Raw genomic sequence first — 25243 nt, 5'->3', positions numbered from 1 at the left:
GACGGCATCGGGATGGGCCCGGGCCCGGTCTCCCGCGAAGGAATGGTGTGACGATGACGAACACGACCATGCAGATGATGGAAATGCACATGAAGGACATGCCCATGCAGGGGATGGACATGATGCTGATGCAGGAATGCATCGAGGCGTGCTCAGCCTGCGAGCAGGCCTGCACGATGTGCGCGGACTCGATGATGGGTGAGGGTATGGCGACGGGGCGAAGCCTGTGCGCCACCATGGCCGACCTGGCAGGCACCATGATGCGTGCGATGCTGCGCCCGAACGGGATGCACATGGAGGTCATGATGGCCATGCACACGGCCACCATGACGATGGCGACCGCCTGCGCCGAGGAGTGTATGAAGCACGCCGGCATGAGCGAGGACGCTCGGATGTGCGCCGAGGCGTGCCGTCAGTGCGCGATGGCCTGCCAGAAGATGATGGACGCCATGACCGGGATGATGCCCACGAGCTGACCCGTGGCCGAACCGACCGCTGCGAGTGGGCCGCTTGGAGGGCTGAGTGCCGGGAGGGCTGACTAGAGCCGCACGACGCTGACACGGCTGCGGCCGCTCGCGAGCACGTTGTAGACGGAGTGCAACGCCACCGGCGCTCCGGCGCTGAGGTGCGCCGTCAGGTCGGCGTGGTTCCAGACCCACACCGTGGCGGTGTCGCTGTCGGCCGCGGTGTCGTCGGGTCCGAACAGGGCGATCCCGATCCACCCGTCGGACGTCGCACGCAGCACGATGCCGTCGGCCCACTTGCTCGGGGTGGCCTCGGCGACCCGCACGTGGATGGGTTGGGTCGCGTGGCCGGCTCCGTGGTTGACGCAGCCATCGCCACCCGTGCTGTTGCACTGCAGGATGTGCAGCGGTTGCGTGATCATTGAGCCTCCTTCACGATCGGCGTTCGTTGCCTCGAGTGTAGGTTCGCGATTTTGGGCTGTCACGCCGGTGCCGTCACAGAACGACACAGACTACGAGCGGTCAGCACCCGACGGGGAACCCGGAACCAGTCGCGGCACCAACCCCACCAGGATCACCATGCCGACCAGCTCGACCAGAGTCTGCGTCACCACGGCCAGCGGCGCCAGGGCCAGGGAGGCCGGCAGGGCGAGGGCCAACGGCAGTACCACCAGCGAGTTGCGGGTGGCGCCGCTGAAGATCAGGGCGCGGGAGGCCGGCACGTCGAGGCCGGCGAGCCGGGCGGCGACCAGACCGACCCCGACCAGGATGACCAGGAAGGCGACGTAGAGCGGGACGAGGGTGAGCAACGCCGCGGCCTGGGCCCCCACTGCTGCCAGCTGCGACCCGACGACCACCGCGAGGGTGGCCATCATCAGCGGCACCATGAGCGCCTGCAGGAGGGTCACGATGGCGCGGGCCGCCCCGGCCACCCGTCGCCTGCGGGCACCGAACTGCACCGCCGCCGCGGCGGCGAGGGGCAGCACGATCAGGGCCAGGAACGCCTCGACGAACGGGCCCACCTCGATCAGCGCCACCGCGGCAGGCCCGGCGAACAGCGTCAGGTAGACCGGCAACAGCACGATCTGCAGCAGCATCAGCAACGGCGTGGCGGCCAACAGCTTGTCGCGGGCCCCACCGGCCAGCCCGGTGAACACGATCACATAGTCCACGCACGGGGTGAGCAGCACCAGCAGCACCCCCAGGAGCAGGGCCCGGTCGGCGGCGATGAACCGGCTGAGGCCGAAGACCACCACGGGTACGATCACGAAGTTGACCGTGAGGACGGCACCCACAAAGCGGAGGTCCAGGAACGATCGCCCGACGCTCACGTGCGGCACACCCAGGAAGGTGGCGAACAGCAGCAGCCCGAGCAGCGGGGTGATGGCGACCGAGAGCATGGGGGCCGTGCCGGGGGCCAGCCAGCCGACCAGGGCGCCGAGCGCTATCGCGGCCAGGTACAGCGCCACCTGGCGGTGTTCCAGCCGCTGCACGATCCCCGCCATGCTCCCACCCTAGAGGCGGGCGAGAGGTCGGGCGGATACGGCGACGCCGGGTCACCGGCCCGCCCAGGTGTCATCGTCGCTGCCTATAGTGGTGGGATGACTACCGACAACACGAAGAACCCGAAGATCCCCGACGGCTCCACGGAGGTCAGCAGCGAAGAGACCGAACGCACCGAGAAGCTCGCGGACGGATCGCAGAGCGACGACAGTTCCCCGACCGAGGACGACACAGCGTCCGGCGGTCCGGCAGACTGACCTGCCGCCTGACCTGCCGCGCCGTTCCCGGCGCCCCACAGCCGCAACCCGGCACGACCCACGCCATACGTTCCGCCAACAGAATCGGTAACACTCGCACCATGATCGACGGCTCCCCCGACTTCCGCGACAGCGGCCTGCAGTTCCCCGATTCCTTCGTCTTCGGTTCCGCGACGGCCTCGTATCAGATCGAGGGTGCCGTCGACGAAGACGGCCGCGGCCCCTCGATCTGGGACACCTTCTCGCACACTCCGGGCGCGGTGCAGAACGGCGACACCGGCGATGTGGCCGACGATCATTACCACCGGCTCGAAGCCGACCTGGACCTGATCCAGAGCCTGGGCCTGGACGCGTACAGGTTCTCGATCGCCTGGCCGCGCATCCAGCCGACCGGTCGCGGACCCGTGAACGCGGCCGGCCTTCACTTCTACGAACGACTCGTCGACGGACTCATCAAGCGCGGCGTGACCCCGGTGGTCACCCTGTACCACTGGGACCTGCCGCAGGCTCTGGAAGACGAGGGCGGCTGGACCAACCGCGACACCGCATACGCGTTCGCGGACTACGCGCGCCTCGTCGGCGCGGCACTCGGCGACCGGGTGCCGGTGTGGACCACCCTCAACGAACCGTGGTGCTCCGCCTTCCTCGGCCACGGCTCCGGCGAGCACGCACCTGGCCGGCAGGACAACGCCGCCGCCCTGACCGCCGCGCACCACCTCAACCTGGCCCACGGGCTCGGTGTGAGTGCGCTGCGGGAGGTCGTGCCCGCGACCGCGCAGATCTCGGTCACCCACAATCTGCACGTGATCCGCGGGGACGCCGACTCGGTGCGGCGCATCGAGGCCGTGGGCAACCGGATCTTCACTGGTCCGATGCTGCACGGCGCCTATCCCGCCGACCTGATCGAGGACACCGCCGCCATCACCGACTGGGCGTTCGTGCGGCCCGGCGACGAGGAGCTCATCCACCAGCCGCTCGACGTGCTGGGCATCAACTACTACAACACCACCCTGGTGGGGCCGGCCGCGGGAGCGGCCCACGCGGCAGACTCGGCGGCGGGAGCCGCCTCGCGCGCTTCGGCCTTCCCCGGCACCGACGACATTCCCCGGCTCGACCAGCCCGGCCCGTTCACCGAAATGGACTGGAACATCGAACCCAGCGGGCTTCTGCAACTCCTCGAGGCGATGCGGGACGAGTTCCCCGGCCTGCCGCTGATGGTCACCGAGAACGGGGCGGCGTTCGAGGATGTCGTCACGATCGACGACCAGGGCGTGGCAGCGGTGCACGACGACAACCGGGTGGACTACCTGCGTCGGCACTTCACGGCGGCGCATCGTGCCATCCAGAACGGCGTCGACCTGCGCGGCTACTTCGTCTGGTCGCTGATGGATAACTTCGAGTGGGCCTACGGGTTCTCGAAGCGATTCGGTATCGTTCGGGTGGACTACGAGACCCAGGAGCGCACCCTCAAGGACAGCGCCCTCTGGTACCGCACGCTGATCGAAACCCGCCGGCTCCCCTAGCCGTTCGGGGCCGAGCGGTCCTCGTCCTTCGGATTCCGGCGCAGGTGCACGTCGGTGATGGTGACGTTCACCGCGACGATGTTCAGCTCGGTGTGGTGCAGCAGGGACGTCGTGATGGCCTCCCGCAGCTGCTGCGCGGTCTGCGGCATCCGCTCGCCCCAGAACATGCTCGCCTCGACGTTCACCGTGACCGGGCTGCCGGGGGTCGCCACGTCGCCCTCCAGGCGGCAGTGGCCGATGAAGGTGCCGGCGACGGCGTCGCCGGCCGAACGGATCAGGCCCCTGACGGCGCCTTCGGTCAGGCTCAGGTCGGCCTTGGGCGAGGGGTGCGAGACCGGGATCGAGCGTCCCGCCCTGGCCTCCCGGTGGATGTTGCTGAGGATGCCGGTGACCCAGCTGTCGTCGCGTTCGGGCTCGGACGCGACGTCGTCGTCGAGGATGTTCTTTGCCATCGCCCGGAATCGGGTGAGCGCGTCGAAGGCGATCCGATTTTCCGGTGCCCGGTTCAGGAAAGCGTCCGTCGGCGACTCGCCGCGGTCCATGATTTCGCTGAGCTGCTCGAGGAGGTCTTTGTCGGCGTCGTCGTCGTGACGTGATGTCATCGCCATTCCTCCATCTCCTGCATCAGCTTCTGCCTGGCCCTGGCCAGGAGACCGCGAACCGTCGACGGAGGCAAATCAAGTTCCTCGGCGATCTCGGCATAACTGTGCCCGCCAATCTCCCGCAGCGTCCAACACTGCCGCTGCGCTTCGCTCAGAGTACCGAGTGCACGCGTGAGCCGCTCGCGCTGCGATGCCGCTTCGGCCCTCTGGTGGGGAGATTCCGACTCCGGTGCCGGCGCATCCCATTCACCCAGGGGCTGGTCCTGCTTACGCGCACGGATGCGGTCGATCGCCTTGCGGCTGGTGATTCTCATGAGCCAGGCCTTCGTGGCGGCGGGGTCCTGCAACTCGGGCAGACGTTCCCAGGCGGTGATGAAGGTCTCCTGAACCACATCGTCGGAATCGCTGTTGGAGCCCAGAATGCGAGTGGCATAGGCGCGCATCAGCGGCCCGTGGCGGCGGACGAGCACCTCGAAGGCGCGCAGGTCGCCATCCGCGGCACGGGCGGCGAGTATCGAGTCTGCGGCGTCGCCGAGGGGCGCACGCTCCATCGACCCCGTACCTGCCACCGGAGACCTCTCTCTACTCACGACCGATCTCGCCGACGGATTTCGTGACGAACCGGCCGTGAGATGCGTCTGAACAGTATCAATGAGAATCGGCAAGAGAAAAATCGCCCACCGCACTCTTCGTGCAGCATAGTGACTATCTCACCATCCAGCTTTATTGTCACAGCAGTTCCGCGCCAGCGCGGTCGACGAGCACAGGAGCCCGCCTCATGACCAGCCTCACCCCCGATATCGGTTCGGTCCGCACCGATCTGCCCGCCGGCACATCGCGCGGCAGCACCGTCATCAACGATGCCGTTGTCGCCAAGATCGCCGGCCTCGCCGTCCGCGAGGTCACCGGTGTGCACGCCCTCGGCGGCGGCGCCGCTCGCGCCCTCGGTGCCATCCGCGATGCGATCGGCAGCACCGACCGCAGCCAGGGCGTGAGCGTCAAGGTCAACGGGCCGCACGTCGCCGTCGACCTGAGCATCGTGGCGGAGTACCCGCTGCCGCTGCAGCAGGTCGCCGACGATGCCCGGACCGCGATCATCGACGCCATCGAGACTCTCGTGGGCCTGGACGTCACCGAGGTCAACGTCACCATCAACGACGTGCACCTGCCTGACGAAGCCGACGAGCCCGACGAGGTTTCGCAGCCATGAGCGGTTCGAGCGTTACCGTCACCCCGCACGGCGCAAACCGCATCACCGCGCGCGCGATGACCAGACTGGTCTCGGCCGTGGCCGCCGACGCCCTCGCCGTGCAGCCCAGCCAGGTCAAGGTCGACGTGGCCGACGCGGCCGGCCGCCTGGACCTCACCGTGCGCACCCCTCTCCGCCTGCTGCCGCTCGACCGGGGCGAGACGGATACGTCGGTCGACGATGCCCTCGACCGGACCGAACGCGCGCAGCACGACATCCGCGGCACCGTGGCCACCCTCACCGGGGCGGACATCGCCGGGGTGACCGTGCGCCTCACCGGCGCCGGCAGTCGACCGCCCACACCGGTGGACTGACCTCCCCTCCCTCCCTCCGCACGACACCACAAAGGAACACCACGCCATGACCCGCACGATCCCCTCCTCGGCCCCCGGCACGCTCGCAGCGCGCCAGGCCGTTGCGGCACTGCAGCTGCGTCACCCGGCGGGCCGGGCCACCCGGTCCACGTACACTCAGCAGCCGAGCCGGGAGATCCCCTCGTCATGGTCGGTCGTTGCCATCGCGCTGGCTTCGGTCATCATCGCCGGATGCCTCTACTTCGGCGCCGAACTCGTCCTCGCGCTGCTCGACCGGCCCGCGCTGATCGCTGCCCCCGGCGATGTCCTGCGCTACCTGGGCCAGGTCAACCTGAGTACACCGGTCATGGTGATCCTGGTGGCGGGCGTTGGCACTGTGCTCGTGCTGGCGGCGCTGCTGCCCGAGCGTCAGGAACGACCCGAGGTTGAGGCCATCACCTACGACTCGTTGCGCCCGACCCTGCTGCCCACGGTCATGATCCGCCGCATGGACCTGTGACCGACCCAACAACCAATCCGACCATCCCGAACCACCCCCAAGAGAAAGAGAGAACACGATGAGTGCATCAGACAAGGCCGAGAACACCGCCCAGGACCTCAAGGGCAAGGCCAAGGAAACCCTCGGAAAGGTCACCAACGACGACTCCAAGGTCGCGGAGGGCCGGTCAGACCAGGCCGGCGCCAACCTCAAGCAGGCCGGCGAGAACGTCAAGGACGCGTTCAAGAAGTAGGCTCCTACCGGTCACCCGACCGGCGCCGCCGGATTCCCGGTTGTGCCGGTCGGACAGACCGCGTTCACGTGCATCTGGGCCGTCGCCGCCTCCGCCGTCCAGGGCAGCTCAAGCCCCGCATCCGATTGCCCCTCCGATACGGGCATCTCCGCAGCGATAGCCGCCAGGCGCTGCGCCAGGGCCAGGGCGAACTCCGCACCCGCGCTGGAATCGTTCACCATCACCACCACGGTCAGGCCGCTCTCCGGGTCGGAGAGCGTCGCCGACAGGAAACCGGGGATCGCGCCGCCGCCGCCGCGCATCGGGCCCAGCTGCTCCGCCCCCAGCCCGTATCGCCGCCACTGGGGGGCGCCCTCTTCCCGCACGCTCCGCCACTGCTGTTCCGCTGCGTCTGGGGAGAGTAATCCTCCGGTGGCCAGCGCCTGCGACCAGGTCTTGAGATCAGCCAGGGTGGACACGGCCCCGCCGGCCACGCCGCTCATGGAGTTGGACAGCTGCGTCACATCGACCGGACGCGTGCAGGCCGGGGTACCTTCGGTGTCGAGAGCGGCGGCCCATCCCCGCGGGTGGTCGCCCGGCAGGTCGAAGTCCTGCGGATCGGGATACGACGTGTCGCGCAGCCCCAACGGCTCGAACACGTACCGCCGGTAGAGTTCCGGCCAGCTGTCGCCCGTCGCCTCTTCCAGCGCCATCCCGAGAAGTTGCACACCGGCGTCGGAAGGGTTCCACACCCGACCGGGCTGTCCGGTCCTGGTGGATCCGAGCCCGCCGGAGACGAGTTCGAGGGGCGGCCACTGTCGGGTGGGATTGTTGACGAACTGCGGCTCGAGGTTCGGGTCGCCGAGGCCGGCGGTGTGCTGGCACAGCTGACGCAGGGTGATGCCCTGCACCCCGGGCAGGCGGGTCAGGTATGACGACACGAGGTCGTCCAGGCCCACGCGCTTCTCATCCACGAGTCGGAGCAGCACCGTGCAGGTCATCGCGCCCGTCAAGGTGCCGATGCGAAATCGCATGTCGGTGGTGAGCGCCCCGCCGCCGGCCGGACGGCCGGTGATGGGGTCGATGCCGGCGCCCACGGCACCCGGGCTCGCCAGCCACTGCCCCGCCCACGGCGCCCACACGCCGGCGATAGCGCCGGTCGCGCCGGCCAGGTCCATTCCCTCGACCAGTGCGGCGTCGAGCGAAGCGACGGTCTCGGTGGCCAGTGCGCCCGACGCCGTGTCCGGGCCGATGGGAAACAGTGCCGCCGCATCCACGCAACCCGGCAGGGGAAGCACCAGGGTCACCGTCAGGAGTGCCACCGCGGCCACCCCCGGCCGCCGCCGGCCCAGCGCGTTCAGCCGGCTCATTCCACTCAGCCGGCTCAGTCCACTCAGCCGGCTCAGTCCACTCAGCTGGCTCAGCCGGCTCAGCCGGCTCACGGTGCCGGTTCGGCTCCGCGGAAGTCCTCCCCGCTGTCGTGCCTTTTGACCTGTCATGACGACCCGCTGCCCATCCCGTGCCCCCTGCATTCCACCCCCGCGGGGAATGCCGGAAGAGCCCATTGCCGGGAGTGTACCCAGGGCGCGCGCCCGTCGCGCCCGCGGCGCCGAGAAGCCCAGTCGGTGCAATACTGGGCGCATGATCCGCGTAGGGACGGGTCGCTCGCGCGGCTTCACGGCCCGACGACTCGGCACAGTGCTTCTCGTAACGGTCGGCGCCGCGGTGACGCTGACCGCCTGCGGAGTACCGCTGATCCCCACCCTTGACCCGACGGACACCCCCACCGCCCTCCCCTCCGCAGCCCCGGTGCCCACGCCCACGCCCACGCCGTCGAGCGTCCCCTCACCCGAGCCGACCGGCGGTCCCGGTTCGCCGGGGTCACCGGGTGAACCGGGTGCCCCATCCGCGTGCACCACCGACAGGCTGTCTTTCGCCCTGCAGGAACGCCCGGGCGACAGCGGCGCGGGCAGCTTCTTCTGGGACCTCTCCGTGACCAACTCCGGCGCCGTCGCCTGCACCGCCACTGGATATCCCCGCGTGCAGTTGGTGTCCGCAGACACCGGTCAGCCCATTGGTGCCGCTTCGGGCCTGGAACCGCGTACGGCGCCATCCGCCGTGCTGCTACAGCCGGGCGATTCGGCGTTCAGCCTGCTGCACCTCACCCGGGCCGGAGCATACGGCTGCCCACTCATCCCGGTCACCGAGCTCGCCGTGACGCCGCCGAACACCGACCAGAGCAGCCGGGTCGCCACCCCCAACCCCATCGACGGCTGCGCAGACCCCGCCATCCAGCTCGCGCGAACCGGCGCCTTCGCAGCGAGTCCGGTGGTCTTCTAGCCCGCGCTCATTCCGTGCCGGTCCATCCCGAAAAGGAGTTATCCACAAGCCGAGGTTTCATCACACACGGGTTCGATATCGGGATACTCTGCTTGCCCGTCTACCATCGAAGATGTATTCGTCCCGGGTCCCGGCGCTCCGCCCGGCCCGGTGGCCGGTGCTGTGGCCGGTGGTGACGGGTCGGCGGATGCGCTGGCGGTGGCGGTCGAGGCCGTGTTGGGGTTGGGCTGCTGCAGCGCCGATTACGACGCCCTGTCGGATACGCAGGTTCTGACCGGTCGACGTGATCTGGCCCGGTTGCGCAACCTGGTCGAGACCCGGGCGGTGTGGCTGGCGAAGACTCTCGCGTACCGGTCGCGGCCGGAGCTGGGCCAGCAGGGTCTGGCCGCTCAGCAGGGGTTCCTGTCGCCCGACGCGTTGATTCAGAAGGTGACCGGGGCGACGAAGGCCGATGCGCGCAAGCTGGTCGACGTGGGCCGGATGCTCGCGCGCACCGAAGCCGCCGAGGCCGCCGAGGCCGAAGCCGCAGCAGCCGCCGAGGAGGAAGCCGCCCGCCGGCTCGTCGATGGGACCGACGATGGCGGCGAGCCTGGCGAACCCGCCGAGACTGACGAACCCGAGGCGGCCTTCCCCGGCGGCGAGCCGGTCCCGCTGCCCTGGTACACGCCCATCTCGCACGCCATCGCCGACGGCACCCTGTCGGTGGCCGCGGCACACGCGATCCGCACCGGGCTGGGCGACGTCGACACCGTCGTCACCGGGCCGGCCCTCACCGACACCGTGCACACCCTGCTCGGTCAGGCGCGCACGATGACCGTGGACCACCTCCTCAAACGCTCCCGCCGGATGCGCGACAGCCTCGACGAGGCCGGCATCGCGGTCCGAGAACAGAAAGCCTGGGACGACCGCTACCTGCGAGCCTGGAAACTACCCACCGGGCAGGTCTGCATCAACGGGTTGTTCCCGCCCGAGCAGGGCGAATTCATCGTCTCCACCTTCGACAGCCTCACCAGCCCCCGCCGCGGCGGAGTGCACTTCGTCGACCCGGCCCGCGCCACATGGGCCCAATCCGTGCGCGATGACCCCCGCAGCACCGACCAACTCACCGCGGACAACTTCCTCGACCTGCTCACAGCCGGCACCAAGGCCAACCCCCACCACATGCTCGGCGGCCGCAAACCCGCCGTCCGCATCCTGACAACCTTCAGCCCCACCCCCGCGTCGCCGCCCGGGAAACGGGTGCACCTGCAGGACCCGGCCGACATCCTCGCCCCACTGCCGGACGGCACCGGACACGGCTACCTCGAAGGCAACCCCGCACCCGTGTCCCAGCAAACCATCGACCGACTCATCTGCGACTCCGGCACCATCGACATCACCTTCGACCCCACCGGCCAACCCCTCGACGTCGGCCGCGAAGAACGCCTCTTCACCCCCGCACAACGCATCGCCCTAGCCGCCCGAGACGGCGGCTGCCGATGGGGCGACTGCGACAAACCACCCACCCTCACCGAAGCCCACCACATCCGACACTGGGCCCGCGACCACGGCAGCACCGACCTCCGGCTCGGCATCCTGCTCTGCAACCCCCACCACCGACTACTACACAACCAAGGCTGGCAAATCCTCGAACACCAGGGCCAATACTGGCTACGACCACCGGCAACCATCGACCCCGGCCAAACACTCATCGAAATGCCCAGCAAGAACCCAGCCACGGGTGAGCACCCGTGGCCTTCATAGAATGAGGCCGAATCGATGGGTTGTCCGGGAGGGGGTCAGGCGCCCTCGACGGCGGGGGTGACGCGCAGGCCCTCCATGAAACGGAGCACGTTCTCGTCGACGATGATGTCGCTCGGGCGCAACGGCCGGGTGAGGTAGAGGCCGTTCAGGCTGGTCAGCCGGCTCAGCGCCACATAGGTCTGGCCGGGGCTGAACACCCGGGTGCCGAGGTCGACGATCGCCCGCTCGTAGGTGGCGCCCTGCGACTTGTGGATCGTGACCGCCCAGGCCAACCGCAGCGGGAACTGGGTGAACTCGGCCACGACATCCTTGCTGAGCTTCTTCGTCGCCGCGTTGTAGGTGTACTTGAACTTCTCCCACACCGTGGGCTCCACCTCGTGGGTGGTGCCGTCGATGTCGACGTACACGGTGGAGTCGACCCGTGTCACGGTGCCGATGGTGCCGTTCACCCAGCGCGGACCCCCGTCGAGCGGGTTGTCGTTGCGGAGGAACATCACCTGGGCACCGACCTTGAGTTCGAGAACCTCGTCGGCCGGGTAGGTGCGTCCACCGAAGTCGCCGGTGACCTCGGCTTTGGCCGAGAGGGACTTGCCGGACAGCCGCTTGAGCGCGGCAGCGTTGATGCGATTGACCGCGTCATTGCGGGTGGCCAGCGTGATGACTCCCTCGCTCGGAGGGGTGCGGGCACCCGCACCGTTGAGTGCCCCACCGATCTCGGGCGTCACCTGGCCATAGCGCACCGCATTGAGCATCGTCTTGAAGCCGGCGTCGTGCTGGCGGTGGATCTCGGTGAGTTCGAAGATCTTCAGCTCGGCGCTCTGCCACACCTTCGCGTCGAAGAACCACATCGAGCGGTAGGTGTCGGCGAAGTAGGCACGTTCCTCGGGGTCCCCCGGCACCGGAGCGAGCTGGTACGGGTCGCCGAAGAGCACGATCTGCACGCCGCCGAAGGTATCGTGCGGGCGTTGCCTGGCCTGACGGAGGCTGCGGTCGATGGCGTCCATCAGGTCGGCGTTGACCATGGAGACCTCGTCGATGACCACGGTGTCGATCGTGTTGAGCAGCTTGCGCAGTTGATCGTTCTGGTCGATCGCGTGATCGGCGATGACGCCGATCGGCAGCCGGAACAACGAGTGCAGGGTCTGACCGCCCACGTTCAGGGCGGCGACGCCGGTCGGCGCCGCGATGACGATCTGCTTACTGGTATTCCAGGAGAGGTGGTTGAGCAGCGTGGACTTACCGGTTCCGGCCCGACCGGTGACGAAGACGTTCTGCTTGGTGCCCTCAATGGCGGCGAACACCTCGGCCTGCTCGCGCGAAAGCGGAATTTCGGGGGGAAGCGCGGTCACAGGGAACTTTCGGTGGGATGCGGGGCGATGCGGCGCGAAGGCACGAGGAGCATCGCGTTTCCCTTCCACTGTAACCGTCCGGCCGGGCCCACAACCCGCGCCCCGGCCTGCCGGTGGATAACTCACCGAGCTCGGCCCGGTGCACCGGTCAGCCCGGCCCGCATCAGGCGGCGCAGCCGCACCGAGCTTGGAGGTGGTCCCCGTAGGATGTGGAGGTGAGCTACGGGGTCGGTAACGGGGAGCGGCGGGCGCGCTATCTGCGTGCCACGCTTGCGGTCTGCGTTATCTGCGCCCTGCTCGGCGCCGCCCTGGTCGCCACCATCGGCGCTCTCAACCGCGATCTGTACAGCGCCGGCGGGTTCGTGCGGCAGTACCTCGACGCGCTGGCCACGCACAACACCGACACCGCGCTGGCACTTCCCGGCGCCGAACCGACGGATGCCGACCTCGAAGCGGCCGGTCTCCCCCAAGACCTGCCGCGCACTCTGCTACGTCCGTCGGTGCTGGGCTCGATCACCGACATCGAATTCGTCAGCGACACGGCCAGCTCCGCGGACAGCGAGGTGGGCCAGAAGAGCCAGCACACCGTGGTGTTCGACTTCCGCCTGGACGGCACCGAGACCTCGATGGAGTTCACCGTGGAACGCCTCGGCACCGTTGCCGGCCTGTTCAGCACCTGGGGCTTCGCCGCGAGTCCCCTGGCGGTGCTGCAGGTGACGGTGCTGCACGAGGCCGACTTCTCGGTGAACGGACTCACCCTCGATACCCGAGCCCATGCCGCGGCCGACGCACCGATCACGTTCTCGAACCGGGGTGCGTACTTGGCCTTCGCTCCTGCGGTCTACGACATCTCCCACGATTCGACGTTGCTGACCGCGCCCGTGCAGAGTGTGCCCGTCGTGGCCTCCGGTGCCGCCGACGTCACGGTGGACGCGGCGCCCAACACGACCTTCACCGGCCAGGTGCAGACCAAGCTCAATGAGTTCCTCGACGAGTGCGCCACCCAGCAGGTGCTGCAACCGTCGAACTGCCCCTTCGGCATCGAGATCGACAACAGGGTCAAGTCCGCCCCGGCATGGTCGATCGCGCAGTACCCGGAGGTCGTACTCACCGCCGGCGAGACGGCCTTCGACATGCCCAGCACCGGTGGCCAGGCTCACATCGTGGTCGACGTGCAGTCCCTGTACGACGGCGATCTGAGCACCCGCGATGAGGATGTCCCGTTCTCGGTGGCCCTCTCCGTCACGATCCAGCCCGACGGCGCCCTGGCCATCCAGCTGCGCTAGCGGCGGGTGCCGGCTCCGGGCCCGGTCCGGCGCTATCTGTCGTGCGCTGCCAGGCGTGCGAGGCGGTCGTTGTAGTCGTTGAGCTCGGCCTCGCCGGTGCGGTCGGCGTTGCGGTCCCGGCGCTTGGTTTCCTTGTCGTCGCTGCGACCCCACTGGATGGCCACGATGATGGCCAACGCGATGGTGGGGATCTCGCCGACGCTCCAGGCGATCCCCCCGCCGGCCTGCTGGTCGGCCAGGGCGTTCAGCCCCCAGTCGCGGCCCATGGCGCCGTACCAGTCCGCGAGGAGCAGGCCGGTGCCGGTCATCAGGGCCAGGCCGAAGAAGGCGTGGAACGCCATGGTGCCCAGCAGCAGCAGCAGCCTGAACGTGTACGGCAGGCGGAACGGCACCGGGTCGATGCCGATCAGTGACTGCACGAACAGGTACCCGGTGATCAGGAAGTGCACGATCATCCACTGGTGGCCGATGTGGTCTGTCGTCGCCCAGCTGAACAGCGACGTGTAGTAGAAGACCCACAGCGACCCGGCGAAGAGCACCGCGGCCACGATCGGGTTCGAGATGATGCCGGCGAAGCGCGAGTGAACGGCCAGCAGGATCCACTCACGGGGGCCCCGGCTGCCGTCGCGGCGCATCCGGATGGCGCGGGCCGCCAGGGTGACCGGAGCGCCGGGAACCAGCAGTACCGGCACCAGCATCGTCAGGGCCATGTGCGCGAGCATGTGGGTGGAGAAGAGGTACTTCTCGTACACGTTCACGCCGCCGTTGGTGATGTAGAACAGGGTGACCATGCCCAGCGTCCAGAAAATGGTGCGGTGCAGCGGCCAGCTGTCGCCGCGGCGGCGCAGCCGCCGCACCCCGGCGAGGTAGAAGAAGATGCCGAACGCGCAGAACAGCACCCAGGCGAGGTCGAAGTTCCACTCGGTGAAGTACCTGGCGAAGGTGAGCTCGGGCGGCAGGGGCTCGCCGGTGAGGATCTGCGCCGGGGTGGCGGTGGGGATCGCCGTGGTGACCACTTGGGCGACCGGGGTGGCCGTTCGGGCGAGGGCAGCGGCCACGCCGCTGGCCAGGCCCATGAACGCGATCTCGCCCACCACGAGCCACCAGAAGAAGGTGTCGGTGCGGCCGGCGCCGGTGCGCATCCGACCGATCAGGTACCGGCGCTGCAGCACGCCGAAGCCGCCGAGCACGAGCAGCAGCGCCACCTTGGCGAGCACCAGGATGCCGTAGCCGGTGAGGAGGCGGTCCCAGCTGCCCACGCGCAGCTCGGCGCTGACGTAGCCGGAGGCGGCGACGACCACGAAGCTGACCAGCGCGAGGGTGGAATACCGGCCGACGACCTCACGCAGGCGCGTGGACGACAGCCGCTTGTGCAGCAGGATGATGGTGAGAATTCCGCCCAGCCATACGGCTGCGAAGACCAGGTGCAGGCCCAGCGCCGTGATGGCCGCGTCATGGCCCTCTGCGCCGGCGGAGTGGCCCTGCTGGGCCATCGGCAGCAGCGCGAGCAGGGCGAGCACGGTGACGAAGACCAGCGCGGTCTGGTTGCGCACGGCGAAGCAGAGCACGGTGACGGCGGCGGCGATCAGGGTGGTGGACAGCCAGGCCTGACCGAGCTCGATCTGGCTGAAGAACTGACCGACCGTGGCGCTGAAGGTGTCGTTGAAGCTGATCGTCGCGTTGGTGACCTGGAGGAAGGTGAGGAAGCCGGTGACAGCCGACGCGATGGTGAGGAACGCGGCGGAGCCGGCGGCCAGGTCGATGGCGGTGCCGTACTCCCGTTCCTTCGGGCTCAGGGCGAAACAGGTCAGGACCAGGGCGCCGATGGTGCCGGCCGCGCCGAGGTTGACGAGCAGCTTGGCCACCGGAAGGCCCCATCGCACCACAGCGCCGGGATCGGCGAGCAGCTGGGCCTCGGCACCGCCGCCGTAGACCAGGCCCGCCACCGTCGCCACAATCGCGGCCAACAGCAGGGCTGCCGGCCCGATGATTCGCACATAACGGGGCACCACTCCAGCTTAACCGGCGGGGGAAGCCGAACCCGCCGTGGCCGGCCACCGCGCAGCCGGGCGCCTTCGGGCGCCGCCGGTTAACGAGCGGTGGGCGCCGACCGAAGTCGACGCCCACCGGCACTACAAAAGCTGAAACCTACTTGGCGGCAGCCTTGAGCTTGCTACCAGCGGTCAGCTTGACGCGGTGGCCGGCAGCAATGGCGATTTCTTCGCCGGTCTGCGGGTTGCGGCCCGTGCGAGCGGCGGTTGCGGTGCGCTCGACGCCGAGCCATCCCGGGATGGTGACCTTGCCGTCGTTCGCAACGGTGTCGGCGAGGGTTGCAAAGAAAGCGTTCAGAACGCCGTCGACAGCAGCCTGGCTCTGGCCAGAATCTGCGGCAACCTTGGCAACGAGCTCGGTCTTGTTCAGCGACTTGTCAGCCATTGAGTGTCCTCCTCGGACCTTCGTCTGTAAAAAAACAGGTATTCACGTGAAGCGGGCGACGTTGAGACAACGCCTCCGTTGGTCGGTTCGACCGCGTTGAATCTAGCATTGATCCGCGAGATTCCGCGGATTTACGGCGTTTCGGGACGCTTTGCCCGGCGGATTGGGGTGTGTTTGTGCTGTGCGCGAACTGTGCGCCCCCGTACGGGGACGACGGTGCCGTTCGGCGCAGACACAGAACAGGGGATGACCGACCGAAGTCGGGCATCCCCTGTTGATACTGCGCTGTTCGCGGTTACGCGATCAGTAGCTGGTTACCAGCTGGACTTGGTGATGCCGGGCAGCTCGCCGCGGTGCGCCATGTCGCGGAAACGTACGCGCGAGATGCCGAACTTGGAGAGGTGGCCACGGGGACGTCCGTCAACCGCGTCGCGGTTGCGCAGGCGAACCGGCGAGGCGTTGCGGGGCAGCTTCTGGAGGCCCTTGCGAGCCTCTTCACGGGACTCGTCGGTGCCGGCCGGGTCGACAAGAGCCTTCTTCAGCTCGAGGCGCTTCGCGGCGTAACGCTCAACGATGACCTTGCGCTGGTTGTTCTTGGCAATCATGCTCTTCTTCGCCATTTTTAGCGCTCCTCACGGAAGTCAACGTGCTTGCGCACTACGGGGTCGTACTTCTTGAGTACGAGACGGTCGGGGTTGTTGCGACGGTTCTTCTTGGTCACGTAGGTGTAACCGGTTCCTGCCGTCGAACGCAGCTTGATGATCGGACGTACGTCCTGAGCCTTAGCCATTAGATTTTCTCCCCACGTGCGAGCAGGTCCTTGACGACCGACTCAATGCCGCGAGCATCAATAACCTTGATGCCCTTTGCCGAGAGGGTCAACGTGACGTTGCGGCGAAGCGACGGCACGAAGTACTTCTTGGTCTGCACGTTCGGGTCGAAACGACGCTTGGTGCGCCGGTGCGAGTGCGAAATGTTGTGTCCAAAGCCGGGAACGGCTCCGGTCACCTGGCAGGTTGCTGCCATGGTTTTCCTCCAATACCGAAGGGCGAATGCCCTTCCCAAGATCTCTTGTCGGCCGGTTCGCGTTGGATTCCACCCTGAAGCGGCCTGCCGAAAGGTGAGTTTCAGCGGCTGATTCGGTGGGAGGAAAAGTCACGAACAAGCAATGCACGCACAGATATGCGCAGCAGCTACCCAGCCTACGGGGTGGGGCGTTCCGATGCAAGCGCGGTGCACGCCGCGCACAGGCCGAAGATGTCGATCACGTGGGCGGCTTCGGTGAAACCGTGCTTGGCCGCCTCCTCGGTGGCCCAGTTCTCGATGGCGTCCACCTCGATCTCCACGGTGAGTCCGCAGTTGCGGCAGATCAGGTGGTGGTGGTGATCCGTGGTGCTGCACGCCCGGTACAGGCTCTCGCCGTCGGGCGACTGCAGCGAATCGGCGTCGCCCTCCAGCGCCAGGTCGGCGAGCGCACGGTAGACCGTGGCCAGGCCGATCGGGGAACCGCTGGTGTGCAGGGCCGAGTGCAGGCCCTGGGCGCTGACGAACCCCTCGACGCGGCCGAGCTCGGTCCGCACGGCCTCTCGCTGCCAGGTGTTTCGCTTCATGATTTCAACCGTAGCCCGGCGCGGACGGGAGTGGGAACGCCTCCGACGCGCGCACGCAGTGAGCGTGCCCCCAGTGCGAGAAGGAAGCAGGCGGCGGCGGTGAGCGCGATGGCGGGCCCCGCCGCCACATCGAGAATGCGGGACAGCAACACGCCGACAACCCCGGATCCGGCGCCGATGAGAGGCGCGAGCAGGACGATGCCCGGCGCGGTCCGCATCAGCAGTCGGGCGGCCGCGGCGGGGGCGGCGATCAGGGCGATGGCGAGGATGGCGCCCACCGCGGGCATCGCCGTCACGACAGTGGCGGCGATGAGCACCAGCGTGAGAAGTTCAATCGGCCACTCCCGGTACCCGGCCGCCCGGAAGCCGGTGCGGTCGAAGGTGGAGAACAGGATCTCCTTGCCGAAGAGAATGGCCGCGAGCACCGCCGCGGTCAGAACCGAGGCGGCAAGAAGCACGTCGCCGTCGGTGACGGTGAGGATGGAGCCGACCAGGTAGGACTCCACGTGCACGGGCAACGACGGGTTGAGCGCCTGAAGCAGCACACCGAGCGCGAACCCTGCGGTGAGCATGATGCCCGACGCCACCTGGCTGCCCTGGCGGCGCACCCGGCCGAGGAGGGTCATCACCGCCACGATCACGGCGCTGGCGACGGCGGCGCCCAGCGGGATGCTCACTCCCAGCAACGCCGCCGCGACGGCGCCGGGAAACGTGGCATGGGTGAGCGCCTGGGCGAAGAAGGTGCGCCGGCGCAGCAGCACCAGGGTGCCGACCAGGCCGCTCAGCGCGCCGATGACGGCTGCGGCCAACAGGGCCTTCTCGAAGTAACCCATCAGGCGGTCACCGGTTCCGGATCGACGGCCGGCTGGGCGGGGCGGCGCATCCGGTCAACCGCGAGGCGGCAAAGGAGCACCAGCAGGTAGCCGGCCACGAGTACCAGCACCACGGTGGCGCCGCTGGGCAGGTCGATGCCGGCCGAGACGGAGGCTTCGAAGCCGAGCGTCAAGCCCAGCCAGGCGCACAGGGCGGCGAAGCCGGCCGCGAGAGGGAAGAGAGCCCACAGCCGCACCGTGACCAGCCGGGCGACGGCGCCGGGCACGATGAGTACGGCCAGGACGAGCAGATTGCCGACGGCGCTCGATGCGGCGACCACCACGAGGGCGATGGCGACGTTCAGCACCAGGTCGAGCAGCAGCGGCCGGTAGCCGGCCGCGGCGAACGCGGTGCGGTCGAACGCCCGGAACACCTGCTGCTTGAGGGTGAGGCCCACTAGGAGCAGGGCGATCGCGCAGATGACCAGCGTCTGGGTCACCTCGGCGGCCGTGACCGTGAGCAGCCGGCCGAACAGCAGCTGTTCGAGCTGGCCGGCATAGTTGGTCTGCCGGGAGACCACCAGGATGCCGATGCTGAACATGGCCGTGAAGACGATCGCGATCGCCGCATCCCCCGACACGGCGCGCCGGGTGATCACGGTGAGCACGACCGCGGCCAGGATGGCGGCGATCATGGCGCCGACGAAGAGTCCCTCGCGGCCGCCCCAGACGAAGCCGATGGCGATGCCCGGGAAGACCGAGTGGGTGAGGCCGTCACTGATGAATTCGAGGCTGCGCAGGTTGACGAGCACGCCGACGATGCCGGCGACCAGGCTGAGGGCGAGCAGCACCACCAGCGCCCGCGCCATGAACGGCAGGGCGAACGCGGTGAAGAGGGGTCCGAGCAGGTCGGCCATTCAGTGGCCTTCGTGGCCGGGAACGACGAGCGTGTGCTGGTCCATCTCGACGCCGACCTCGTGGAAGGTGCGCTGCACGTTGTCGAGGGTCAGCACACTCTCGCGTGGTCCGAAGGCGACCTGGTTGCCGTTGAGCAGCAGCACTCGCTCGCAGACCGCGCGGGCCAGTTCGAGGTCGTGGGTGGACACGAGCACGGCGACGCCCTCGGCCTTGAGCCGTTCGACGGTGCCGACGAGGGCCTCCCGGTTGGACTGGTCGAGCCCGTTGAAGGGTTCGTCGAGCAGAAGCAGCCGGGGGCCGGCCGCCACGGCGCGGGCGAGCAGGCCGCGCTGCTGTTGGCCGCCGGAAAGTTCGCCGAACCGGGTTTTGGCGAGGTGGTCGAGGCCGACAGTCTCCAGCGCCGCGGCCACGGCCTTGCGGTCCTTCCTGCCGGGCAGGCGCAGCCAGCCGAGCTCGCGGTAGCGGCCCATCATGACAACCTGTTCGAGACTGACCGGGAACTCGGGGTCGAGCTCGTCGGTCTGCGGCACGTAGCCGACGGTGCCGGCCGGGGCGGTGGCGTGGCCGAGCACCTCGACGGTGCCCTCGGTGCGGTGGAGCAGGCCCAGGATGCCCTTGAGCAGGGTGGACTTGCCCGAGCCGTTCGGCCCGATCAGCGCGACGGCCTCACCGGGATGCAGATCGAAGTCGATGCCGGTCAGAGCCGGGGTCTGGGCGTAGGCGAACGAGGCCCCGGAGACGCGGAGGGCAAGCGGTGCGGGCATCCGCTGCTGAGAAGGGTTCTCGTTCACTGTTCAACTATTGCAGGTCGGCGGGTACGGCGCTGGGCGTCACACCCCAGGACTCGAGGATGAGGCGCACATTGTGCAGCTGGCTGGCGATGTAGGTGGCGCCGGCGCTGTCGGCCGGGCCCAGCGAATCGCCGTAGAGGGCGTCGTCGCCGGAGTACACCGCGACGCCGGCCTCTGCGGCGATGGTGTCGGCCGCCTTCGGGTTGATGGACGCCTCCGAGAAGACGGCCTTGACCCCGGTGGTCTTGACGGCGGCCACGAGGGCGTCGATCTCGGCGGCGCTCGGCTCGGCGTTGTCGTCGAAGCTGGGGATGACGCTGCCGACATAGGTGATGCCGTAGGCGGCGGTGAAGTAGCCGAAGGCGTCGTGGTTGCTCACCAGTAGGCGCTCGCTGGACGGGACGGCGTCGACGTTCTCGCGGATCCAGCCATCCAGCTCGGCGAGCTGGGCGCTGTAGACGGCCTCGTTGGCCTCAAAGTCGGTGGCGTGGCTGGTGCTGGCACCGGCCAGGCCATCGGCGATGGTGGCGACCATGGCCTCGGCATTTTTCACGTCGGTCCAGATGTGCGGGTTGCCGCCGGCGTGGTCGTGCTCGGCCTCATCTTCGTGGCCGGCCTCCTCCTCCTGCGCGGCCTCATCCTCGTGAGCGGCCTCCTCCTCGTGGCCGGCCTCCTCCTCGTGGCCGGCCTCGACACCCTGAATGGTGATGCCCTCATCGGAGTCGATGGTGACCCCGTCGAAGCCGGAAGCCTCGATGGCGTCGTCGAGCCACTCTTCGAGCCCGACGCCGTTGATCACGAGCACATCCGCCGCGCCCAGGGCGGTGAGGTCGGCGACCGACGGGTCGTAGCTGTGCGCGCTCTGGTTGGGCTGGATCAGCTGGGTGATCGTGACGCCGTCGGCGTCGCCGACGACGTTGCGGGTGAGGTCGGCGATCTGGGTGGTCGTGGCGACGACCTTGAGGTCACCGTCCGATCCCGCGGCGTTGGTGGCGGTCGTCGAGCATCCGGCCAGCACGAGGGCGGCGGAGGCGGCCAGGGCGGGGAGGAGGAGTCTGGGGGTCTTCACGATCGAAACGCTACGCCTATTGATAATGATTGTCAAAACCATTAGAGCCGATGGTGGCGGGTCAGAGGTGCCGCAGGTACCGCTCCGGGGCGTCGAGGAAGCCGGCCCAGTTGGTGACCAGGTCGAGATCGCGCCAAGCCATCTCGCGCAGCCCCCACTCGCCCACCTCGAGGATCCGGGCACCGGGCAGCGCGGCGAGCAACGGCGAGTGCGTCGACATGATCACCTGCGAACCGCCCGCGGCCAGCAGCTCCTTGAGGTGGCCGAGCAGCGCCAGGCAGCCCGAGAACGAGAGCGCGGATTCCGGCTCGTCGAGCACCCACAGGCCCCGGCCGCGGAACTTGTCGATGGCCAGCTCGAGGAACGATTCCCCGTGCGAGATCTCGTGGAAGCGCGGCTCAGGCCCGCTGCCCGGGTTCTCCTCCAGGTAGGTGAAGAAGCCGTGCATGGTCTCGGCGCGCAGAAAGTAGCCGCGGCGGGTGCTGCCGCCGCTGCGCACCAGGCGCAGGTGGTCGTGGAGCGAGGATTCGCTGGGCCGGGTGGAGTTGCGTGCGCCGGTGGAGCCACCCTCCGGGGAGAGACCCCAGGCCAGGGCGATGGCCTCTACGAGCGTGGACTTACCGGCGCCGTTCTCTCCGACGAAGACCGTGGCCGGCCCCAGGTCGATTCCGGTCTCGAGTAGCTGGGCCACCGGCGGCAGGGTGGCTGGCCAGGCGTTCCTGGGCAGCGGATGCTGCGGGTCTTCCTCGATCCGACGCAAAGGTGTGCTCTCGAAGGCCATGCCCCATCCTCCCCCGCCGGCCGCGATTCGCGCATCCGGTTCGCCGCCGTGCGGCGGCCCCGACTTGCGGCAAACACCCCCGTCAGCGGTGTCGAAGGGGGATAGTGCGGCAACTCGGCGCTGCGCCCGACGGTGACATCGGGCACACTCCCGCTTCAGAGCCCGCACAGGGGGATAGTGCGGCAAGTCGCGGTGGCGACGCCCGCCGTCTACTCTGTTGCCATGAGAGCACGCGCCGGAAAGGGCACCGTCCCGCCCGCCGGGAGCCTGCCCCCACGCACTCGCCTCGGTCGGACCAGTCAGGCCAGCCGTGACAGGTCGGTGCCGCCCGCCCCGGTGGCGATGCTGCGCCCGTGGCGGCTCGACGACGCGGCCAGTCTGCAGACCGCCTTCACCGTGAGCGGCGACCTGGCCGCCCAGGTCGGTGCGATCGAGCTGTCGACGGTCGCGCGCTGCGAGAGTTTCATCACCGAGAACCTCGCCCCCGCGACGGTCTCGCGGCAGAACTTCGCGATCAGCCTCGACGGCGTCGCGGTGGGCAACGTGGGTGTGGGCAGCATGGAACACCGGCACGGAACCGGCTGGGTCTACTACTGGGTTTCGGCCGAGGCCAGGGGCCAGGGCCTGGCGACGCTCGCCCTCGCCTCGATCGCCGACTGGGCCTTCACCGAGCAGGGCCTGCACAGGCTGGAGCTCGGACACCGCACCAACAATCCGGCCTCCTGCCGGGTCGCCACCACAGCGGGTTTCGCGGCCGAAGGCATCGAGCGGCAGAAACTGAAGTACGGCACCGAGCGCTTCGATGTGGAGACCCACGCCCGGCTCCGCACCGATCCGCGTCCCCCGGTCCGCCTCCTGTCCACCGTCACCTTCTAGGCCGAGTCGATGGACGAGCCGTCGTCAACACCGCCGTCAGCACCGCCGTCAGCACCGGCACCTGCCCGCGCGGCCGACCGGCTCCTGGCGGTGGCTGGGTTGGCGAACGCCCGCGACCTGGGCGGCATCCCGTACCGCACCGGCGGTACGACCGCGGCGGGCGTGTTCTTCAGGTCGGAGAACCTGGACCAGACCACCCGCGCCGGCTGGGATCAGCTCTACGCGGCGGGCATCCGTACCGTCGTCGATCTGCGCCAACCCGGCGAGCGCGCCCAAGACAGCCAACCGCGACCGGACTGGCTCACCACGGTGCCCATCGACCTCGACGGGCTGGAGAACACCGCATTCTGGGCGGACTACTGGGACAACGGCCTGGTCGGCACCGCGCTGTACTACCTGCCGCACCTGGCCGCGATGCCGGAACGGTCGGGGGCCGCGCTGGCGGCGCTGGCCCGGGCGGCACCGGGCGGCGTGCTCTTCCACTGCGCGGCGGGCCGGGACCGCACCGGGCAGATCGCCCTCCTGCTGCTCACCATCGCCGGCGCCGAGCCCGAGGCCATCGTGGACGACTACCTGGAGACCGTGCGCCGCGGCGACCAACGGGCCGTCGCATCCGGTCGGGCACACGAGGAGGCCGAAAGCGAGGCGCTCTGCCGATCCTTCGGCACCACAACGGAGGGCGCCTTTCGCACGGCCCTGGCAGGCCTCGACCTGCCAGCAGTGCTCGCAGCGGCGGGCATCACCGACACCGAGCTGGCCACCCTGCGCAGCTGGCGACAGAGCCGCACGGTCTGAGCCGCGATGTCGCCGCGCCGAGCCGCCCCGCTTGAAGTGATCGAACGCCTGCGCGCGGCCGGCTGCGTCTTCGCCGAAGACGAGGCCCGGTTGCTGACGGCGGCCGCCGGAACACCGGCCGAACTGGAGCAGCTGCTCGGCCTGCGCGAATCCGGTCTGCCGCTCGAACAGGTGCTCGGCTGGGTGGAGTTCTGCGGGCTGCGGATCATCGTCCGGCCGGGCGTTTTCGTGCCGCGTCGACGCACCGGCCTGCTGGTGCGGCGGGCGGCCCGGCTCCTCCGGCCCGGCTCTGTGGCGGTCGACATGTGCTGCGGCACAGGAGCCGTGGGGGCCGCACTGCTCGCTGGCGAGCCGGGGCTGACGCTTTACGCCGTAGACATCGACCCGGCGGCGACGAACTGTGCCCGGGAGAACATCGAGCCGCTGGGCGGTATCGCCCTCACCGGCGACCTGTTTTCCCCAGTGCCGCGCACCCTGCTCGGCCGGGTCGACGTCATTGTGGCCAACGCCCCTTACGTGCCCACGGATTCGATAACTCGGATGCCGCCCGAGGCTCGGCTGCACGAGGCCAGGGTCGCTCTCGACGGCGGCCACGACGGCCTCGACGTTCAGCGCCGGCTCGTGGCGGCGGCCCCGGAGTGGCTGTCCCCCGGGGGCCGGCTGCTCGTGGAGACCAGCGCCGGGCAGGCGCCGGAGACCCTGGCGATCTTCGCCCGGCACGGTCTCAGCCCGCACGTCACACACTCCCGGGCGCTGGATGCCACCGTCGTGATCGGTATCCGTTCGGCGTGATCGGTATCCGTCGCCGGCCTCAGCGATCTCGCCAGGTGAACTACTCCAGGAGCAGCGCCGGCTCCTCGATGATGCTGGCCACGTCGGCCAGGAACCGGCTGGCCACGTCGCCGTCGACCACCCGGTGATCGAAGCTCGCGCCGATGGTGGTGACGAAGCGCGGGCGCACCTCGCCGTCGACGACCCAGGGCTTGAGCTTGATCGTGCCCAGCGCCACGATGCCGGCCTCGCCGGAGTTGAGGATCGGGGTGCCGGTGTCCATGCCGAAGACGCCGATGTTGGTGATCGTGATGGTGCCGTTGGCCATCTCGGCCGGGCTGGTCTTCCCGTCCCTGGCCGTGAGGGTGAGCTTCTCGAGGGCGCCGGCCAGCTCCAGCAGGCTCATGTCCTGGGCTTCCTTGATGTTGGGCACGATCAGTCCACGCGGGGTGGCCGCGGCGATGCCGAGGTTGACGTAGTGCTTGATCACGATCTCCTCGTCGGTGAAGACCGAGTTGACGGTGGGGTTGCGCCGCACGGCCCAGATCATGGCCTTGGCCATGATCAACAGCGGCGACACCTTGACGCCGGCGAAATCGGTGGAGACCTTGAGCCGCTTGACGAACTCCATGGTGCGGGTGGCGTCCACGTCCACGAACAGGCTCACGTGCGGGGCGGTGAAGGCGCTGCGCACCATGGTCTGCGCGATCACCTTGCGCACGCCCTTCACGGGGATGTGCTCCTCGCGGTCGGTCGGCCACTCCGGCGTCTGGATGTTGCGGAACACGCTGGCCTGGGTGGCCTCGCGCAGCACGTCCTCGCGGGTGACGTCGCCGAACCGGCCGGTGGGCTCCACCTGGCTGAGGTCGACGCCGAGGTCCTTGGCCAGCTTGCGGATCGGCGGCTTGGTGATCACCGGGCCGGCGGGGCGTGCGGGGGCGCCGGCCGGCTTGGCGGATACGGCGGGCGCGGGCGCCGGTCGAGCCGGCGGCGTGGCACGAGCCGGTCCCGTCGCGGCGGTGGCCGAGCGCGGCCCCGAGGCAG

31 protein-coding genes are annotated in these 25243 nt (G+C 68.9%); 13 read left to right on the top strand and 18 right to left on the bottom strand.

Going from position 1 to position 25243, the window contains the following annotated elements:
* Positions 1-53 precede the first annotated feature (53 nt).
* Positions 54-476 (top strand): aldehyde dehydrogenase, encoded by a 423-nt coding sequence (locus tag E3T22_RS01760; protein ID WP_134480978.1) that lies wholly within the window; start codon positions 54-56, stop codon positions 474-476.
* 62 nt (positions 477-538) lie between these two features.
* Here the strand turns inward: E3T22_RS01760 and E3T22_RS01755 are convergent, their stop codons facing one another.
* Together E3T22_RS01755 and E3T22_RS01750 are read right to left on the bottom strand one after the other, a co-directional pair.
* Positions 539-886, bottom strand: a complete 348-nt coding sequence (locus tag E3T22_RS01755; protein ID WP_088457726.1) for a hypothetical protein — start codon at positions 884-886, stop codon at positions 539-541.
* 90 nt (positions 887-976) lie between these two features.
* Positions 977-1969, bottom strand: coding sequence for a bile acid:sodium symporter (locus E3T22_RS01750; protein ID WP_134480979.1), 993 nt, complete (start codon positions 1967-1969; stop codon positions 977-979).
* Positions 1970-2065: 96 nt separating this feature from the next.
* On the opposite strand from E3T22_RS01750, the gene E3T22_RS18950 reads away from it, so the two are divergent.
* Together E3T22_RS18950 and E3T22_RS01745 are read left to right on the top strand one after the other, a co-directional pair.
* Positions 2066-2224 (top strand): hypothetical protein, encoded by a 159-nt coding sequence (locus E3T22_RS18950; RefSeq protein ID WP_165788003.1) that lies wholly within the window; start codon positions 2066-2068, stop codon positions 2222-2224.
* A 101-nt stretch (positions 2225-2325) separates the two neighbouring features.
* Positions 2326-3747, top strand: coding sequence for a GH1 family beta-glucosidase (locus E3T22_RS01745; RefSeq protein ID WP_134480980.1), 1422 nt, complete (start codon positions 2326-2328; stop codon positions 3745-3747).
* Here the strand turns inward: E3T22_RS01745 and E3T22_RS01740 are convergent.
* Entirely contained in the window at positions 3744-4349 is a 606-nt protein-coding gene (locus tag E3T22_RS01740) for an Asp23/Gls24 family envelope stress response protein (protein ID WP_166789248.1), read from the bottom strand. The genes E3T22_RS01745 and E3T22_RS01740 overlap by 4 nt on opposite strands.
* Positions 4346-4900: an RNA polymerase sigma factor gene (locus tag E3T22_RS01735; RefSeq protein WP_088457730.1), complete on the bottom strand. Its 555-nt coding sequence runs from the start codon at positions 4898-4900 to the stop codon at positions 4346-4348. The genes E3T22_RS01740 and E3T22_RS01735 overlap by 4 nt, the downstream gene beginning before the upstream one ends.
* Before the next feature lie 227 nt (positions 4901-5127).
* Between E3T22_RS01735 and E3T22_RS01730 the strand changes: the two genes are divergently transcribed.
* Genes E3T22_RS01730 through E3T22_RS01715 form a run of 4 tightly spaced genes read left to right on the top strand, consistent with a single transcriptional unit; the run spans position 5128 to position 6643 of the window.
* A complete protein-coding gene (locus E3T22_RS01730) occupies positions 5128-5559 on the top strand; it encodes an Asp23/Gls24 family envelope stress response protein (protein ID WP_088457731.1) in 432 nt (143 codons plus the stop codon).
* Entirely contained in the window at positions 5556-5912 is a 357-nt protein-coding gene (locus tag E3T22_RS01725; RefSeq protein WP_088457732.1) for a hypothetical protein, read from the top strand. Before E3T22_RS01730 ends, E3T22_RS01725 begins: the two co-directional genes overlap by 4 nt.
* Positions 5913-5958: 46 nt before the next feature.
* The gene (locus tag E3T22_RS01720) at positions 5959-6411 is read left to right on the top strand and encodes a hypothetical protein (protein WP_088457733.1); all 453 of its coding nucleotides are present in this window, start codon (positions 5959-5961) and stop codon (positions 6409-6411) included.
* 58 nt (positions 6412-6469) lie between these two features.
* Complete coding sequence (locus E3T22_RS01715) at positions 6470-6643, top strand: CsbD family protein (protein ID WP_088457734.1); 174 nt, start codon at positions 6470-6472, stop codon at positions 6641-6643.
* A gap of 11 nt (positions 6644-6654) precedes the next feature.
* Here the strand turns inward: E3T22_RS01715 and E3T22_RS01710 are convergent, their stop codons facing one another.
* Positions 6655-7992 (bottom strand): serine hydrolase, encoded by a 1338-nt coding sequence (locus tag E3T22_RS01710; protein ID WP_134480981.1) that lies wholly within the window; start codon positions 7990-7992, stop codon positions 6655-6657.
* A gap of 271 nt (positions 7993-8263) precedes the next feature.
* On the opposite strand from E3T22_RS01710, the gene E3T22_RS01705 reads away from it, so the two are divergent.
* Entirely contained in the window at positions 8264-8962 is a 699-nt protein-coding gene (locus E3T22_RS01705) for a DUF4232 domain-containing protein (protein ID WP_166789247.1), read from the top strand.
* Positions 8963-9112: 150 nt separating this feature from the next.
* Positions 9113-10705 carry an HNH endonuclease signature motif containing protein gene (locus E3T22_RS01700; protein ID WP_134480983.1) on the top strand — a complete coding sequence of 531 codons (1593 nt, stop codon included), beginning with the start codon at positions 9113-9115 and terminating at the stop codon, positions 10703-10705.
* A 35-nt stretch (positions 10706-10740) separates the two neighbouring features.
* Here the strand turns inward: E3T22_RS01700 and E3T22_RS01695 are convergent, their stop codons facing one another.
* Positions 10741-12054 (bottom strand): ATP-dependent RecD-like DNA helicase, encoded by a 1314-nt coding sequence (locus tag E3T22_RS01695; RefSeq protein ID WP_240632306.1) that lies wholly within the window; start codon positions 12052-12054, stop codon positions 10741-10743.
* Between the two features lie 215 nt (positions 12055-12269).
* On the opposite strand from E3T22_RS01695, the gene E3T22_RS01690 reads away from it, so the two are divergent.
* A complete protein-coding gene (locus E3T22_RS01690) occupies positions 12270-13340 on the top strand; it encodes a hypothetical protein (protein ID WP_088457737.1) in 1071 nt (356 codons plus the stop codon).
* Between the two features lie 32 nt (positions 13341-13372).
* Here E3T22_RS01690 and E3T22_RS01685 read toward each other — a convergent pair whose 3' ends face one another.
* From E3T22_RS01685 to E3T22_RS01635, 11 genes are all read right to left on the bottom strand, one after another.
* Positions 13373-15349 (bottom strand): cytochrome c oxidase assembly protein, encoded by a 1977-nt coding sequence (locus E3T22_RS01685; protein ID WP_174776271.1) that lies wholly within the window; start codon positions 15347-15349, stop codon positions 13373-13375.
* 139 nt (positions 15350-15488) lie between these two features.
* Positions 15489-15776 carry an HU family DNA-binding protein gene (locus E3T22_RS01680; protein ID WP_066598601.1) on the bottom strand — a complete coding sequence of 96 codons (288 nt, stop codon included), beginning with the start codon at positions 15774-15776 and terminating at the stop codon, positions 15489-15491.
* Between the two features lie 314 nt (positions 15777-16090).
* On the bottom strand, positions 16091-16396 hold the full coding sequence (gene rpsN, locus E3T22_RS01675) for a 30S ribosomal protein S14 (protein WP_035835254.1): 306 nt from the start codon (positions 16394-16396) through the stop codon (positions 16091-16093).
* A 2-nt stretch (positions 16397-16398) separates the two neighbouring features.
* The gene (gene rpmG, locus E3T22_RS01670) at positions 16399-16566 is read right to left on the bottom strand and encodes a 50S ribosomal protein L33 (protein WP_066598602.1); all 168 of its coding nucleotides are present in this window, start codon (positions 16564-16566) and stop codon (positions 16399-16401) included.
* Positions 16566-16802, bottom strand: a complete 237-nt coding sequence (gene rpmB, locus E3T22_RS01665; protein ID WP_066598603.1) for a 50S ribosomal protein L28 — start codon at positions 16800-16802, stop codon at positions 16566-16568. The genes rpmG and rpmB overlap by 1 nt, the downstream gene beginning before the upstream one ends.
* Positions 16803-16978: 176 nt before the next feature.
* The gene (locus tag E3T22_RS01660; RefSeq protein ID WP_134408628.1) at positions 16979-17389 is read right to left on the bottom strand and encodes a Fur family transcriptional regulator; all 411 of its coding nucleotides are present in this window, start codon (positions 17387-17389) and stop codon (positions 16979-16981) included.
* Positions 17383-18219: a metal ABC transporter permease gene (locus E3T22_RS01655; protein WP_134408629.1), complete on the bottom strand. Its 837-nt coding sequence runs from the start codon at positions 18217-18219 to the stop codon at positions 17383-17385. The genes E3T22_RS01660 and E3T22_RS01655 overlap by 7 nt, the downstream gene beginning before the upstream one ends.
* Positions 18219-19115, bottom strand: a complete 897-nt coding sequence (locus tag E3T22_RS01650) for a metal ABC transporter permease (protein WP_088457740.1) — start codon at positions 19113-19115, stop codon at positions 18219-18221. Before E3T22_RS01650 ends, E3T22_RS01655 begins: the two co-directional genes overlap by 1 nt.
* Positions 19116-19907, bottom strand: coding sequence for a metal ABC transporter ATP-binding protein (locus tag E3T22_RS01645; protein ID WP_241983567.1), 792 nt, complete (start codon positions 19905-19907; stop codon positions 19116-19118).
* Positions 19908-19914: 7 nt separating this feature from the next.
* Entirely contained in the window at positions 19915-20976 is a 1062-nt protein-coding gene (locus tag E3T22_RS01640) for a metal ABC transporter substrate-binding protein (protein ID WP_241983566.1), read from the bottom strand.
* A 61-nt stretch (positions 20977-21037) separates the two neighbouring features.
* Complete coding sequence (locus E3T22_RS01635; protein ID WP_088457743.1) at positions 21038-21757, bottom strand: AAA family ATPase; 720 nt, start codon at positions 21755-21757, stop codon at positions 21038-21040.
* A 222-nt stretch (positions 21758-21979) separates the two neighbouring features.
* On the opposite strand from E3T22_RS01635, the gene E3T22_RS01630 reads away from it, so the two are divergent.
* The 3 genes from E3T22_RS01630 to E3T22_RS01620 are packed head-to-tail and all read left to right on the top strand — an operon-like array spanning position 21980 to position 24220.
* Entirely contained in the window at positions 21980-22633 is a 654-nt protein-coding gene (locus E3T22_RS01630) for a GNAT family N-acetyltransferase (RefSeq protein WP_241980095.1), read from the top strand.
* Positions 22634-22642: 9 nt separating this feature from the next.
* A complete protein-coding gene (locus E3T22_RS01625; RefSeq protein WP_088457745.1) occupies positions 22643-23428 on the top strand; it encodes a tyrosine-protein phosphatase in 786 nt (261 codons plus the stop codon).
* Between the two features lie 6 nt (positions 23429-23434).
* Positions 23435-24220, top strand: coding sequence for a putative protein N(5)-glutamine methyltransferase (locus E3T22_RS01620; RefSeq protein ID WP_134480985.1), 786 nt, complete (start codon positions 23435-23437; stop codon positions 24218-24220).
* Between the two features lie 40 nt (positions 24221-24260).
* Here E3T22_RS01620 and E3T22_RS01615 read toward each other — a convergent pair.
* Positions 24261-25243: dihydrolipoamide acetyltransferase family protein (locus tag E3T22_RS01615; protein WP_241983565.1), on the bottom strand; the 983-nt coding region annotated here is incomplete at its 5' end.

It is taken from the genome of Cryobacterium sp. TMB3-10 (genome assembly GCF_004402305.1).
Lineage (GTDB): Bacteria > Actinomycetota > Actinomycetes > Actinomycetales > Microbacteriaceae > Cryobacterium > Cryobacterium zongtaii.
Note: the sequence above shows the minus strand (reverse complement) of the source record. Positions and strands in the feature narration are given on the sequence as shown.

Excerpts from the sequence above, each read along its gene's own strand:
- E3T22_RS01710 (WP_134480981.1), bottom strand. The coding sequence starts at position 7,992 with ATGAGCCGGCTGAACGCGCTGGGCCGGCGGCGGCCGGGGGTGGCCGCG.
- rpsN (WP_035835254.1), bottom strand. The coding sequence starts at position 16,396 with ATGGCGAAGAAGAGCATGATTGCCAAGAACAACCAGCGCAAGGTCATC.
- rpmG (WP_066598602.1), bottom strand. The coding sequence starts at position 16,566 with ATGGCTAAGGCTCAGGACGTACGTCCGATCATCAAGCTGCGTTCGACG.
- rpmB (WP_066598603.1), bottom strand. The coding sequence starts at position 16,802 with ATGGCAGCAACCTGCCAGGTGACCGGAGCCGTTCCCGGCTTTGGACAC.
- E3T22_RS01655 (WP_134408629.1), bottom strand. The coding sequence starts at position 18,219 with ATGGGTTACTTCGAGAAGGCCCTGTTGGCCGCAGCCGTCATCGGCGCG.
- E3T22_RS18950 (WP_165788003.1), top strand. The coding sequence starts at position 2,066 with ATGACTACCGACAACACGAAGAACCCGAAGATCCCCGACGGCTCCACG.
- E3T22_RS01735 (WP_088457730.1), bottom strand. The coding sequence starts at position 4,900 with ATGGAGCGTGCGCCCCTCGGCGACGCCGCAGACTCGATACTCGCCGCC.
- E3T22_RS01650 (WP_088457740.1), bottom strand. The coding sequence starts at position 19,115 with ATGGCCGACCTGCTCGGACCCCTCTTCACCGCGTTCGCCCTGCCGTTC.
- E3T22_RS01750 (WP_134480979.1), bottom strand. The coding sequence starts at position 1,969 with ATGGCGGGGATCGTGCAGCGGCTGGAACACCGCCAGGTGGCGCTGTAC.
- E3T22_RS01635 (WP_088457743.1), bottom strand. The coding sequence starts at position 21,757 with ATGGCCTTCGAGAGCACACCTTTGCGTCGGATCGAGGAAGACCCGCAG.
- E3T22_RS01620 (WP_134480985.1), top strand. The coding sequence starts at position 23,435 with ATGTCGCCGCGCCGAGCCGCCCCGCTTGAAGTGATCGAACGCCTGCGC.
- E3T22_RS01680 (WP_066598601.1), bottom strand. The coding sequence starts at position 15,776 with ATGGCTGACAAGTCGCTGAACAAGACCGAGCTCGTTGCCAAGGTTGCC.
- E3T22_RS01625 (WP_088457745.1), top strand. The coding sequence starts at position 22,643 with ATGGACGAGCCGTCGTCAACACCGCCGTCAGCACCGCCGTCAGCACCG.
- E3T22_RS01630 (WP_241980095.1), top strand. The coding sequence starts at position 21,980 with ATGAGAGCACGCGCCGGAAAGGGCACCGTCCCGCCCGCCGGGAGCCTG.
- E3T22_RS01725 (WP_088457732.1), top strand. The coding sequence starts at position 5,556 with ATGAGCGGTTCGAGCGTTACCGTCACCCCGCACGGCGCAAACCGCATC.
- E3T22_RS01730 (WP_088457731.1), top strand. The coding sequence starts at position 5,128 with ATGACCAGCCTCACCCCCGATATCGGTTCGGTCCGCACCGATCTGCCC.
- E3T22_RS01715 (WP_088457734.1), top strand. The coding sequence starts at position 6,470 with ATGAGTGCATCAGACAAGGCCGAGAACACCGCCCAGGACCTCAAGGGC.
- E3T22_RS01755 (WP_088457726.1), bottom strand. The coding sequence starts at position 886 with ATGATCACGCAACCGCTGCACATCCTGCAGTGCAACAGCACGGGTGGC.
- E3T22_RS01705 (WP_166789247.1), top strand. The coding sequence starts at position 8,264 with ATGATCCGCGTAGGGACGGGTCGCTCGCGCGGCTTCACGGCCCGACGA.
- E3T22_RS01720 (WP_088457733.1), top strand. The coding sequence starts at position 5,959 with ATGACCCGCACGATCCCCTCCTCGGCCCCCGGCACGCTCGCAGCGCGC.
- E3T22_RS01740 (WP_166789248.1), bottom strand. The coding sequence starts at position 4,349 with ATGACATCACGTCACGACGACGACGCCGACAAAGACCTCCTCGAGCAG.
- E3T22_RS01745 (WP_134480980.1), top strand. The coding sequence starts at position 2,326 with ATGATCGACGGCTCCCCCGACTTCCGCGACAGCGGCCTGCAGTTCCCC.
- E3T22_RS01760 (WP_134480978.1), top strand. The coding sequence starts at position 54 with ATGACGAACACGACCATGCAGATGATGGAAATGCACATGAAGGACATG.